11 protein-coding genes are annotated in these 11,938 nt (G+C 61.4%); 9 read left to right on the forward strand and 2 right to left on the reverse strand.

The genetic code is table 11. The annotated features are described in order from the left end of the window. The first annotated feature begins 3 nt into the window (after positions 1-3). Both mraY and murD read left to right on the forward strand, forming a co-directional pair. A complete protein-coding gene (gene mraY, locus LC094_RS02505; protein ID WP_226549980.1) occupies positions 4-1,086 on the forward strand; it encodes a phospho-N-acetylmuramoyl-pentapeptide-transferase in 1,083 nt (360 codons plus the stop codon). 59 nt (positions 1,087-1,145) lie between these two features. Then, positions 1,146-2,543 (forward strand): UDP-N-acetylmuramoyl-L-alanine--D-glutamate ligase, encoded by a 1,398-nt coding sequence (gene murD, locus LC094_RS02510; RefSeq protein ID WP_226549982.1) that lies wholly within the window; start codon positions 1,146-1,148, stop codon positions 2,541-2,543. On the opposite strand, the gene LC094_RS02515 is transcribed toward murD, so the two are convergent. Next, the gene (locus LC094_RS02515) at positions 2,540-3,916 is read right to left on the reverse strand and encodes an SLC13 family permease (RefSeq protein WP_226549984.1); all 1,377 of its coding nucleotides are present in this window, start codon (positions 3,914-3,916) and stop codon (positions 2,540-2,542) included. The genes murD and LC094_RS02515 overlap by 4 nt on opposite strands. Positions 3,917-4,018: 102 nt before the next feature. Between LC094_RS02515 and LC094_RS02520 the strand changes: the two genes are divergently transcribed. After that, a complete protein-coding gene (locus tag LC094_RS02520) occupies positions 4,019-4,813 on the forward strand; it encodes an AraC family transcriptional regulator (RefSeq protein ID WP_226549986.1) in 795 nt (264 codons plus the stop codon). Positions 4,814-5,103: 290 nt separating this feature from the next. Here the strand turns inward: LC094_RS02520 and LC094_RS02525 are convergent, their stop codons facing one another. After that, complete coding sequence (locus LC094_RS02525; RefSeq protein WP_226549987.1) at positions 5,104-6,036, reverse strand: L-lactate dehydrogenase; 933 nt, start codon at positions 6,034-6,036, stop codon at positions 5,104-5,106. Positions 6,037-6,307: 271 nt separating this feature from the next. On the opposite strand from LC094_RS02525, the gene LC094_RS02530 reads away from it, so the two are divergent. From LC094_RS02530 to LC094_RS02555, 6 genes are all read left to right on the forward strand, one after another. Next, positions 6,308-7,477, forward strand: a complete 1,170-nt coding sequence (locus LC094_RS02530; RefSeq protein ID WP_226549988.1) for a peptidoglycan glycosyltransferase FtsW — start codon at positions 6,308-6,310, stop codon at positions 7,475-7,477. 30 nt (positions 7,478-7,507) lie between these two features. Beyond that, on the forward strand, positions 7,508-8,605 hold the full coding sequence (murG, locus tag LC094_RS02535; protein ID WP_226549989.1) for an undecaprenyldiphospho-muramoylpentapeptide beta-N-acetylglucosaminyltransferase: 1,098 nt from the start codon (positions 7,508-7,510) through the stop codon (positions 8,603-8,605). A gap of 36 nt (positions 8,606-8,641) precedes the next feature. Next, positions 8,642-10,045, forward strand: coding sequence for a UDP-N-acetylmuramate--L-alanine ligase (gene murC / locus LC094_RS02540; protein WP_226549990.1), 1,404 nt, complete (start codon positions 8,642-8,644; stop codon positions 10,043-10,045). A gap of 90 nt (positions 10,046-10,135) precedes the next feature. Further along, positions 10,136-11,323, forward strand: a complete 1,188-nt coding sequence (locus tag LC094_RS02545) for an APC family permease (RefSeq protein ID WP_226549992.1) — start codon at positions 10,136-10,138, stop codon at positions 11,321-11,323. Between the two features lie 10 nt (positions 11,324-11,333). Then, positions 11,334-11,597: a DUF2484 family protein gene (locus LC094_RS02550; protein ID WP_226549993.1), complete on the forward strand. Its 264-nt coding sequence runs from the start codon at positions 11,334-11,336 to the stop codon at positions 11,595-11,597. Between the two features lie 12 nt (positions 11,598-11,609). Continuing rightward, positions 11,610-11,870 (forward strand): DUF2484 family protein, encoded by a 261-nt coding sequence (locus tag LC094_RS02555; RefSeq protein WP_226549995.1) that lies wholly within the window; start codon positions 11,610-11,612, stop codon positions 11,868-11,870. The last annotated feature ends 68 nt before the right edge of the window (positions 11,871-11,938 follow it).

The following is an 11,938-nucleotide window of genomic DNA, read 5'->3' on the forward strand; positions in this document are numbered from 1 at the left end:
CGCATGTTGTATTGGATTTCGGGCCTCTCCGACGGTGGGGACTTTTTCAACCTGTTTCGCTACATCACCATGCGTTCGGGCGGGGCGTTTTTCACCGCGCTGATCTTTGCGATGTTCTTTGGCCGCCCGCTGATCGACCTGTTGCGGCGTCGTCAGGGCAAGGGCCAGCCGATCCGCGATGACGGTCCCGAAACCCATTTCGCGAAAGCTGGCACGCCCACGATGGGCGGCTTGCTGATCCTGACCGCTTTGCTGATTTCCACGCTGCTCTGGGCGCGGCTCGACAACCCCTATGTCTGGATCGTGATGTTCGTGACCTTTGGCTACGGGCTGATCGGCTTTGCCGACGACTACGCCAAAGTGTCGAAATCCAACACCAAAGGCGTGTCGAGTAAGGTGCGGCTTTTGCTGGGCTTCGTGATCGCTTTGATCGCCTCCGTGTGGTCCACCATGGTGCACCCGGAAGAGCTGCAATTCCAACTGGCGCTGCCGGTGTTCAAGGATTTGCTCATCAATCTCTGGTGGTTCTTCATTCCCTTCGCGATGATCGTCATCGTGGGCGCCGCCAATGCGGTGAACCTCACCGATGGGCTTGATGGTCTGGCGATCATGCCGGTGATGATCGCCGCCGGAACTTTGGGCGCGATTGCCTATGTCGTGGGCCGTGTCGACTTCACCGATTATCTGGGCCTGCACTATGTGCCGGGCACCGGCGAAATCCTCGTCTTTACGGCTGCTTTGATCGGCGGGGGCCTTGGGTTCCTGTGGTTCAACGCGCCGCCTGCTGCCGTGTTTATGGGCGACACCGGGTCTTTGGCCTTGGGTGGCTCCTTGGGGGCGATTGCCGTCGCCACGAAACACGAGATCGTTCTGGCCATCGTCGGCGGCTTGTTCGTGGTCGAGGCCCTGTCGGTGATCATTCAGGTGCTCTACTTCAAACGTACCGGCAAACGAGTCTTCCTGATGGCGCCGATCCATCACCATTACGAGAAAAAAGGCTGGTCCGAGCCGACCATCGTGATCCGCTTCTGGATCATCTCTCTGGTACTGGCGCTGATCGGTCTGGCGACGTTGAAACTGCGGTGAAATGAGAGGGGGCCAAGGCCCCCTTTTTTGAGTATTTGAACAGCAAAGGAGCGAGCGCGATGATCCCTGTGCTCGGATACGAAGATAGAAAAGTGGCCGTACTGGGCCTTGGGCGCTCGGGGCTTGCGACGGCGAAGGCCTTGGAAGCCGGGGGTGCCGAGGCGCTGTGTTGGGATGATTCCGTCGAGGCGCGGGAGCGGGCGGAGGCTGAGGGATTCACCATCCACGATCTGCACAAAGCGGGCGCCTTCGAGGGTGTGGCCTGTCTCGTCGTCTCGCCCGGCATTCCGCATCTCTACCCTGAGCCGAACAAGGTGATCGCGCTGGCGTGGGACGCAGGCGTGCCGGTCGACAATGACATCGGGTTGTTTTTTCGCTCTCTGGGCCAAGGCGACTGGATGGAGCATGACACCCCGCCGCGCGTCATTGCGGTGACCGGGTCGAACGGCAAATCGACCACTTCGGCGCTGATCCATCATATTTTCGAGGAAAACGGCACGCCCTGTCAGCTCGCGGGCAATATCGGGCGCGGGGTGTTGGACATTGAGCCGCCCGAGGAGGGCGAGGTGATCGTGCTGGAGTTGTCCTCCTATCAGACCGATCTGGCGCGCGCTTTGACGCCGGATGTGGCGGTGTTTACCAATCTCTCGCCGGATCATCTCGACCGTCACGGCGGCATGGGCGGTTATTTCGCGGCCAAGCGTCGGCTGTTTGCCGAGGGCGGGCCGGACCGTGCCGTGATCGGTGTGGACGAAACAGAGGGGCGCTATCTGGCGAACCAATTGGTCGAAAGCCCTGAGGATCTACGCCTCATTCGCGTCTCGTCCGGTCAGAAACTCTCTGGTCCCGGGTGGAACATCTTTGCCCGTAAAGGCTTTCTGTCGGAGTATCGCAAGGGCAAGCAAACCGCCTCGATCGACCTTCGCGAGATGGACGGTCTGCCCGGCGCACACAACCATCAGAATGCTTGCGCCGCCTATGCCGCCGCCCGCGCGCTGAACCTGTCGCCGAAGGGCATCGAAGCCGCTTTGCGCAGCTTCAAAGGTCTGCCGCATCGCTCGCAGCTTGTGCGTGAGTTGAACGGTGTGCGCTATGTGAACGACTCGAAAGCCACCAATGTGGACGCCGCCGCCAAGGCGCTTCAGGCCTTTCCCCGCATCCGCTGGATCGCGGGCGGGCTTGGCAAGGATGGTGGGATTGAGGATTTGAAGCCCTTCTTGGGATCGGTCTCCAAAGCCTATCTGATCGGCTTTTCGGCCCGCGATTTCGCGCTTCAGATCGGTGACACACCCTATGAGATTTGCGAGACCATGGAGGTGGCCGTCGCCAAAGCCGCGGCTGAGGCCGAGGAGGGCGAGACCGTGCTTTTGGCCCCTGCCGCCGCGTCCTTTGACCAGTTCCCGAATTTCGAGAAACGTGGCGAAGCCTTTGCGGCAGAGGTCGAAAAGCTGGGTTAGATCCAGCCCAAAGCCACCCACCACAGGTAATCGAGCGGGATGAAGACCAGCACTGTGAGAGCCGTCATCGAGAGCGTCATCTTCATCAGGTGACGCGTGCTCTCGCCCGCAAGCCCCATGGCGACGATGAGTGGTCCGACTTGGTAGGGGAAGATCACGGTGGAAAAACCGATGACCTGCGTCATCAACACGGCTTCGAGGGAGAAACCCGTGGCCTGTGACAATTCTTCGGCCAGAGGCGTGAGGACCGCAGGCACGCCCGGCATGGTGGTGAACACAGACGTCAGCGCACCCAAGGTCGACAGAGAGAAGAAGTTGAGGAAATCCTGGCCCTGCGCGAGTGGCAGGAGGCCCACCACCTGATGCGCGATGATGGTGCCCAGGCCGGAACTGTTGACCACCGCACCAAGCGCCAAGGCACCGGAAACAAAGAGCAACATGCCGAAATCGACCGCGCCTTTGAAGACGGGCGGCGGCACAAGACCCAGACGCGGCACCAGCAAGACGAATGTGGTCGCAAGGCCGATCCAAGCGGCGTTGATATGGTGCAACTGATCGGTGGCCCAGAAGCCGATGGTGACCAGAAGGAGCGCCATGAGGAGGATCTGTTTGCGCGACGAGGCTGGGCTGGCTTTGGGCGTTTCGACCTGAACGGGGGCGACTTTGGCGGGGAAGAAATAGAGCGTCAAAAGCACCAAAGCGATGGATTTGACCACGCCCAGCACCGGGTAATGCAGCAAGAGGTAATCGGCGTAGGAAAACTCCAGGCCAAAGACCTTATCCGCCATACCCGACAGAATGATGTTCGGAATGTTCGACGGCAGGATCGCAAAGCTGGGCATATTGGTGCCAAAGGCGATGATCACGGCGACGCCGATCCGACCTTTCGAGCCTCTCTCAAGCCCCAACATATCGGAAAGCGCCATGCCCACGGGCACCAATACGGCGGAGCGACCCAGAGACGACGGCATCACAAAGCCCAAGGCCATGCCAATCACCATGAGCCCCCCGATCAGCATGGGGTAGCTTTTCGACAAATGCGGGCGCGCGACTTCGCCGATCTGAGCCCCAAGACCGGAATGCGTGATCGCGGCCCCGATGACAAAGCCCGCGATGATCAACCACATCGCGGTCGAGGTGAAGCCAGAGAATACCACATCGGGTTCCATCAACCCTGGCAACAAAAGGGCTGTGAAAAAGAACAGCGAGGCGAGGTAGCCGGGCACGAGGCCCGTGGCCCAAAGCCCTAGCGTGACGAGGACGATGGCGAAAATCAGCGCCTGATGGGCGGCGAAGATGCCGGGGACGGTGATAGCGATCGCAAGCGCGATCAGGGTGATGACCGCAAGGACGGCTTCTCTGAAATAGGTCATGTATACTCCTGCGCTTGGGGAGGGGGAGTGGGCGCTGGCGGGTGGCGGGCGCGCGTTGCGAAAGATGTAGTAAAAATGTCGGAAATGCGGTAGAGCGACATTATGCCAAATCATGTCGAATACCTGCCAAATCCGGACGCGCCGCCCACAGGCATCGGATTCGACCTCACGCCCGGGCGTCCCGTCATCGCCCGGCGCGAGGAATTTCGCGGGGGCTACGCGGTCGAGCCGCACAGCCATCCGCGCGCGCAATTGGCCATGTGTTACAACGGCGTGATGCGGTTGCAGGCGGGCGAAGATGTCTGGATCATCCCGCATAAACACGCGATCTGGATACCGCCCGATGTCGAACATCAGCTCAGCACGCAATCTGCCGTTCTGACCCATCATCTCTATGTCGCGCCGCCCTATGTGACCCGCGCCGGGCTGCCGCAAGAAATGACTGTGCTGCGCACCTCACCGCTGTTGCGGGGCGTCGTGGAACGCATGGTCGAGGGCGGGTTGACGCGGGCGGAGGTGCGGCGACTGGCCTGGGTGGCTTTGGATGAAATCGGACGGTTGAGGCCCGCAGCGATGCACCTGCCGGGTGGGCGCGATCCGCGTCTTGTGGCGGCGATGGGCATCTTTTTGCGCCACCCGGAAGAGCGGCGGGGATTGGCGGAGATCGCCCATGAGGTCGGGACCTCGGAACGGACTTTGGCGCGGTTGTTCGTGACGGAAACCGGCAAGACCTTTCGCGACTGGCGCGCGCGGCGTCGGATTTTGTTCGCGCTCGAACGGCTGGAACAGGGCGAAAGCAGCACCGATCTGGCGGCGCATCTGGGCTATTCCAGCCCCTCGGCTTTTATCGCCGCTTTCAAACGCGATTTGGGCGTGCCGCCCTCGGCGTTTCGGTGAGGTGGTTACTTTTGATGGTTTTTCATAGAAGCCAGACCCCAGACGTAGCCGACCGGAAACATGAAACAAGGGAGCCAAGTTGAAAGAGCTGAATAGCGCCGCGACTCGACCCACCAGTCGGGGCGAAAAATTAGCAAATAGAGCGCAAACGCTTCCAAACTCAAACATAATGCCGTGAAAGATCGGACTTGCTTAGGTCTTTCTCGCAGTGCCCACTGAATATTTAGCTTCAACGTCCTGATCACTTAAATATCCTTGGTTGAATGGCCTTCGGCGTCAGACCTTTCTCTTCAATACTCCAACGCATCCAGCGTCTCTTTCAACAACCGCGCTGAGGCCCCAAGCGCCTCATGTTCCGCGTCATCCAGTTCCGGGAACAGATCGGACACCACGCCCTGCGCGCCGACGATGCGGGGGATGGAGAGCGCAACGTCCTGCACCCCCTCGACCTTTGGCGTCACGATGGAGACCGACAGCACGGTCTGCTCATCGCGCGCGATCGCCCTGACGAGGCGCTCAAGCCCCGCGCCGATGCCGTACCATGTCGCGCCCTTGCCATTGATGATCGTATAGGCCGCGTTGCGCACCCCGTCGTCAATCCGCGCCTTGACGCCTTCGGTCAGCGGCACGCGCATCTGGGCGGCGAAATCTTTCACCGACAGCGCGCCTGCGCGCGCCGAGGACCAACACAGGACCTCACTGTCGCCATGTTCGCCCAGCACATAGGCATGCACAGAGCGCGGGGCGACGCACAGATGTTCGCCGATCAAATGCCGGAACCGTGCCGTGTCCAAAATCGTCCCCGAGCCGATCACCCGCGAGGGCGGCAGGCCAGACAAACGCGTGGCGATCTGGGTCATGATGTCGACGGGGTTGGTCGCGACGAGCAAGATCGCATCGGGGGCGGCGTCCAGCACCTTGCCGATGATCTGGCGGAACACCTCGGCGTTGCGGGTCAAAAGCTCCAATCGGCTTTCGCCGGGTTTTTGCCCCACACCGGCGGCGAGGATCACCACGCCCGCGCCCTTGAGGTCGGCGTAGTCCCCAGAGGTCACCACGGTCGACGAGGCAAAGGGCACGGCATGGGCGATGTCCTCGGCCTGCGCGCGGGCAAGGCCTGCGTTGTAATCGACAAAGGTGATCTTGCTCGCGGTGCCTTTGAGCGCGATGGCATAGCCTGCGGCAGAGCCGACCATGCCCGCGCCGACGATCCCGATTTTCATGGACAAGCTCCGTGCTGAGAGGAGGGAGAGGGTAAGTTGGTACCAGACTGCGGGGATTCCCCTTAACGATCAATGATGACGGACAATAAGGTGGATCAATTCGCGTTTTGGCATGTCTCGACAGAGATGTCGGCAAATCCCTGCCTTTATGGCGTTTCATCGCTCTGAGGCCACAATCTGTAGTGGCGCAAAGCCGGAAAAGTCGCTATTCTGAACAAATCAGACCCGGAAAACCGGGCGTAAAAATGATAACGAGGCAGTAGGCGGTATCATGACAGAAATGGTGTATGGCTCGGCGCCGATGCGCGTGGGAGAGCCGATCTTGCCGCGTTGGTGGCGGACAATCGACAAATGGACGCTGTCCTGCGTCTTTATTCTTTTTGGTGTCGGGCTTTTGCTCGGGCTCGCGGCCTCGCCGCCTCTGGCCGAAAAGAACGGTTTCACGGACCTGTTCCACTACGTCAAACGTCAGGCGTTTTTTGGCTCTGTCGGGCTGATGGTGATGATCGGCATCACCATGATGGACCCGGCCAAAGTGCGCCGTTTCGCGGTCGTGGGTTTTGTCCTCGCGCTTTTCTCGCTGTTTCTTCTGCCCGCTTTTGGCACGGATTTCGGCAAGGGCGCGACGCGGTGGTTCTCGCTTGGCTTTGCCGCTGTGCAGCCGTCGGAATTCCTGAAACCCGCCTTCGTCATCACCTCCGCCTGGCTCATGGCCGCCGGTCTTGAAATCGGCGGGCCTCCGGGGCGGATGTATTCGTTCCTGATCACCTCTCTGGTGGTGATCCTCTTGGCGCTGCAACCGGATTTCGGGCAGGCCTCTCTCATTCTCTTCGCTTGGGGCGTGATGTATTTCGTCGCCGGCGCGCCGCTGACGCTCTTGGTCGGCATTGCTGGCCTCGTCGTTCTGGGCGGCACCTTCGCCTATAACAACTCCGAACACTTCGCGCGCCGCATCGACGGGTTCCTGAACCCGACGATCGATCCCACGACCCAGATCGGCTATGCCACCAACGCCATCCGTGAGGGCGGCTTCTTTGGCGTCGGCGTGGGCGAGGGGACCGTGAAATGGTCGCTGCCCGATGCGCATACCGACTTTATCATCGCGGTCGCCGCCGAAGAATACGGGCTGATCCTCGTGCTCGTGATCATCGCGCTTTACGCGACCATCACCGTGCGCTCGCTCTGGCGTTTGCTGAAGGAACGCGATCCCTTCATCCGCCTTGCGGGCACCGGGCTGGCCTGTGCCTTTGGCATTCAGGCCTTTATCAACATGGGTGTGGCTGTGCGGCTTTTGCCCGCCAAAGGCATGACCCTGCCGTTTGTGTCCTATGGCGGTTCGTCCTTGATCGCGTCTGGTATCGCGCTTGGTGCACTGCTGGCCTTTACCCGCACCCGCCCGCAGGGCGAGATCGGTGACATCCTGATCCGTCGCGGCCGCTGAGCTTTCGCAGATATATAAAAGAGGTTCCAAATGACCCAAGCCCCCCTTCTTGTCATCGCCGCTGGCGGCACCGGCGGACATATGTTCCCGGCGCAGTCTCTGGCCGAGGTGATGCTGGCGCGGGGGTGGCGGGTCAAACTTTCGACCGACGCCCGTGGCGCGCGCTACACCGGCGCCTTCCCGCAGGCGGTGGAGATCGAGGTCATGCCCTCGGCCACCTTCGCGCGCGGAGGCCTGGCGGCCAAAGCGATGGTCCTGCCGCGCATCATGGGCGGCGTGTTCAAGGCCATGTCGAACTTCATGCGCGACAAGCCCGCCGTGGTGGTGGGCTTTGGCGGCTATCCGGCGATCCCGGCGGTGGCGGCGGCGACACTGATGAAACTGCCGCGCATGATCCACGAACAGAACGGCATTCTGGGCCGGGTCAATCAGGTCTTTGCCAAGCGCGTCGACAAGATCGCCTGCGGCACATGGCCGACCACGCTGCCCGAGGGCGTCGAGGGGGTCTACACCGGCAATCCGGTGCGTGGCGCGATTTTGGAAAAATACGCAGCGCCTTACATCGCGCCCGGCGATTATCCGATGGAAATTCTGGTGATGGGCGGCTCGCAAGGCGCGCGCATCCTGTCTGATGTGGTGCCCGAAGCCATCGCGCGCCTGCCGGAGCGGATGCTGGCCAATCTGCGCATCAGTCAACAGGCCCGCGCCGAAGACCTCGACCGCGTGACCGAATTCTACCAGATGCGCGGCATTCAGGCCGATGTGCAGACCTTCATCCATGACGTGCCGAAGCGCATGAGCGAGAGCCAATTGGTGATCACCCGCTCGGGCGCCTCGTCGGTGGCGGATGTGTCCGTAATTGGACGCCCTGCGATCTTCATCCCCTTCGCGGCGGCGACGGCAGACCATCAGACCGCGAACGCGCGCGGGCTCGTGGAGGCGAACGCGGCGATCATGATCCCCGAAAGTAAGCTGACGCCCGAGAGCCTTGCCGAGCAGATCGAAAACGTGCTGAGCCACCCCGACGGCGCCTTGATGATGGCGCAGGCGGCGCTGTCTGTGGCGAAACCGCAGGCGGCCGAAGATTTGGCGATGCTGGTCGAAGATCTGGCTTTTAGAAAAAAATGACAGCCTGAAAAGGCGAGAGACGAGTGAGACGATAAGATGAACGCGAGCGTAACCAAACTTCCCACCGAAATGGGCCCGATCCACTTTGTCGGCATCGGCGGCATCGGCATGTCCGGCATTGCCGAGGTGCTGTTGAACCATGGCTATCGGGTGCAGGGGTCGGATTTGAAAGCCTCGAAAATCACCGATCGTCTCAAAGAATTGGGCGCTGTGATCTACGAAGGCCAGCGCGCGGAAAACCTCGAAGACGCCGAGGTCGTTGTGATCTCAAGCGCGATCAAACCGGGCAACCCGGAACTGGACGCCGCCCGTCTCAAAGGCCTCCCGGTCGTGCGCCGCGCCGAGATGCTCGCCGAGCTCATGCGCCTGAAATCCAACGTCGCCGTCGCGGGCACCCATGGCAAGACGACGACCACCACGCTTGTGGCCGAGCTTTTGGTCGCGGGCGGCATTGACCCGACGGTGATCAATGGCGGTATCATCCACGCCTATGGCTCGAACGCCCGGATGGGGCAGGGCGACTGGATGGTTGTCGAGGCCGATGAGAGTGACGGGACATTCAACCGTCTGCCCGCCACCATCGCCATCGTCACCAACATCGACCCGGAGCATATGGAGCATTGGGGCACCATCGAGAAGCTGCGTCAGGGCTTTTACGATTTCGTCTCCGGCATTCCGTTTTACGGCCTCGCCGTTTGTTGCACCGATCACCCGGAGGTGCAGAGCCTCGTCGGTAAAATCACCGACCGCCGTGTCGTGACCTACGGGTTCAACGCCCAGGCTGATGTGCGGGCTGTCAATCTGACCTATGTGAAAGGTGTTGCGCAGTTCGACATCGTGTTGGCCGCCGAGGATATGGTGATCGAGGGCTGCACCCTTCCGATGCCGGGCGATCACAACGTGTCCAACGCTTTGGCGGCCGTCGCGGTGTCGCGCCATCTCGGTATGAAAGCCGAAGAGATCAAACAGGCCTTGGCCGCCTTCGGTGGTGTGAACCGTCGCTTCACCAAGGTTGGCGAGATCAATGGCGTGACCATCATTGACGACTACGGCCACCATCCGGTCGAGATTGCTGCCGTGCTCAAAGCCGCGCGTCAGGCCTCCGAAGGCCGCGTCATCGCTGTGCATCAGCCGCACCGCTACTCGCGTCTGCATAGCTTGTTCGATGATTTCTGCACCTGTTTCAACGAGGCCGATGTCGTCGGCATTGCCGAGGTTTACGCCGCGGGCGAGGAACCGATCGAAGGCGCCTCGCGCGACGATCTGGTCGCCGGTCTCATCCGCCACGGCCACCGCCATGCGCGTGCTGTGACCTGTGAGGATGATCTGGTGCGTTTGGTGCGTGAACAGACCCGCGAGGGCGATATGGTCGTCTGTCTGGGCGCAGGGACGATTTCCGCCTGGGCGCATAACCTGCCGGAACGGCTGTCGAAAGGCTGAGGGGCAAAAGACTGACCTCAGCTTTGTTCTGACGCAGAGACAGAGGGGCTGTTCCGGGCTAATCTTGGAACAACCTCTCTGGAGACCGCCATGTCCGATCATCTCAAACGCCGCATCGGCCCCGGATTGCTCACCGCTTATGGCGTGGGCGTCATGGTCGGTGCGGGGATTTATGTCCTCGTCGGCACGGTCGCGGCGCAGGCCGGGATTTACGCGCCTTTGGCCTTTTTGCTCGCCGGTCTGATCGCCGCGCCCTCGGCCCTCTCCTACGCCGAATTGTCCACCCGCATCCCCGAAGCGGCGGGCGAGGCGGCCTATGTCGAGGCGGGCACCGGATCGCGGGCTTTGGGCCTGATCGTCGGGCTTGCGATTGTCGCGGGCGGGACGGTGTCAGCCGCCGCCGTGCTTCGAGGTGGCGCGGGCTATCTCACTGGATTCGTTGACATTCCCCTCAATTTCGCCGTCGTCGGGTTGGGCCTCATGCTTTTGGTCGTCGCCATCATCGGCGTGCTGGAAAGCCTCGCCATGGCGGCTCTTTTCACCGTGATCGAAGTCATCGGCCTGTTGCTTGTCGTCTGGTCCGGCTGGCAGGCGCCCGTGTCGCCGGATTTCACTGCCCCTGCCGCTCCGTATTTTTCCGGCATCGGTGTCGCTGCGACGCTCGCGTTCTTCGCCTTCATCGGCTTTGAGGACATCGTCAACATGGCCGAAGAGGTCAAACGCCCCGAGCGCAGCCTGCCCATCGCCATCATCGGCTCGCTGATCATCACCACGCTGCTCTACGCGGGCGTCACCGTGACTGCCGTGCGCGCCGTCCCGCTCGAAGACCTCGCCGCCTCCGAACGTCCTCTGGCGCTGGTCTATGAAGCGGGTGGCGGGCATGTCGCCGTGCTTTCTGCCATTGCTGTCACCGCCGCCTTGAACGGGGTTCTGGCGCAGGTTGTCATGGCCGCGCGAGTGCTCTTTGGCCTCGGCAAACGCGGCGGGCCGCTTGGGGTCTTTCGCCACGCCCATCCGCGGTTCGGCACGCCGGTTCTGGCCACCGTCCTGATCGGCGCGGTGGTGATCGGCGCGGCACTGGTGTTGCCGGTCTCCGATCTGGCGGGCGTGACGTCGACGATCCTTTTGGTGGTCTTCACGCTGGTGAACGGCGCGCTCATCCTTTTGAAACGGCAAAGCCCCAAAGCGCCCTTCCGTGTGGCCGCTTGGGTGCCCGTCGTCGGCCTGATTTTCGCGCTTTTGACGCTCTTGGCGTTTGCCTTTGGGGCGGTCTCGTGAGGACCATGTCATGAAAGCCCTTGTTTCCTTCGTTGATAATCCCCTGATAGCGCTCGCATTATGGGCGCTTGCCACCATGGCGCTTGCTCCGTTACCCTTGCGCTACCAGATTCTCCCCGGTTCAGTGCTTTTGCTCGTGCTGCCCGTGGTGCTCATCTGGACCGGGCTGACCTATGGGGTCTGGCCGGTGTTGATCGGTTTAGCTGCTGCCGTGTCTTTGTTTCGAAAGCCGCTCAAGGTGCTATGGAGGCGTCTTGTGCGGGGGATCAAATAGGAAGTGGCCGCTATGACCCTGTCCCTCACTCTGGCCTGTTTCTGGGCCGTGCTCGCCAATGTGATCGCGATGTTCCCGTCGCGCCGCCACCATTGGCCGGCCGCCTATGTGCTGATCGCGCTGGGGGTTCCTCTTCTGGGATTTGTCACCTATGAGAACGGCCCATGGATCGGACTTGTGGTGTTTGCCGCAGGCGTATCGATCCTGCGCTGGCCTGTGGTGTATTTGGGCCGGTGGATCAGACGAACCCTGACGCGAGGCCCGGCGGAATAGGGCAAATTCCTGTTCCGGTTTGCGGGGGAAACCCTTAAGATTTGCGTCAGATTGATGCGATTGGGACG

The sequence above is a fragment of the Celeribacter naphthalenivorans genome, assembly GCF_020524585.1.
In the GTDB taxonomy this organism is placed as follows: Bacteria; Pseudomonadota; Alphaproteobacteria; order Rhodobacterales; family Rhodobacteraceae; genus Celeribacter; species Celeribacter naphthalenivorans.

Excerpts from the sequence above, each read along its gene's own strand:
- mraY (WP_226549980.1), top strand. The coding sequence starts at position 4 with ATGTTGTATTGGATTTCGGGCCTCTCCGACGGTGGGGACTTTTTCAAC.
- murD (WP_226549982.1), top strand. The coding sequence starts at position 1,146 with ATGATCCCTGTGCTCGGATACGAAGATAGAAAAGTGGCCGTACTGGGC.
- LC094_RS02515 (WP_226549984.1), bottom strand. The coding sequence starts at position 3,916 with ATGACCTATTTCAGAGAAGCCGTCCTTGCGGTCATCACCCTGATCGCG.
- LC094_RS02520 (WP_226549986.1), top strand. The coding sequence starts at position 4,019 with ATGCCAAATCATGTCGAATACCTGCCAAATCCGGACGCGCCGCCCACA.
- LC094_RS02525 (WP_226549987.1), bottom strand. The coding sequence starts at position 6,036 with ATGAAAATCGGGATCGTCGGCGCGGGCATGGTCGGCTCTGCCGCAGGC.
- LC094_RS02530 (WP_226549988.1), top strand. The coding sequence starts at position 6,308 with ATGACAGAAATGGTGTATGGCTCGGCGCCGATGCGCGTGGGAGAGCCG.
- murG (WP_226549989.1), top strand. The coding sequence starts at position 7,508 with ATGACCCAAGCCCCCCTTCTTGTCATCGCCGCTGGCGGCACCGGCGGA.
- murC (WP_226549990.1), top strand. The coding sequence starts at position 8,642 with ATGAACGCGAGCGTAACCAAACTTCCCACCGAAATGGGCCCGATCCAC.
- LC094_RS02545 (WP_226549992.1), top strand. The coding sequence starts at position 10,136 with ATGTCCGATCATCTCAAACGCCGCATCGGCCCCGGATTGCTCACCGCT.
- LC094_RS02550 (WP_226549993.1), top strand. The coding sequence starts at position 11,334 with ATGAAAGCCCTTGTTTCCTTCGTTGATAATCCCCTGATAGCGCTCGCA.
- LC094_RS02555 (WP_226549995.1), top strand. The coding sequence starts at position 11,610 with ATGACCCTGTCCCTCACTCTGGCCTGTTTCTGGGCCGTGCTCGCCAAT.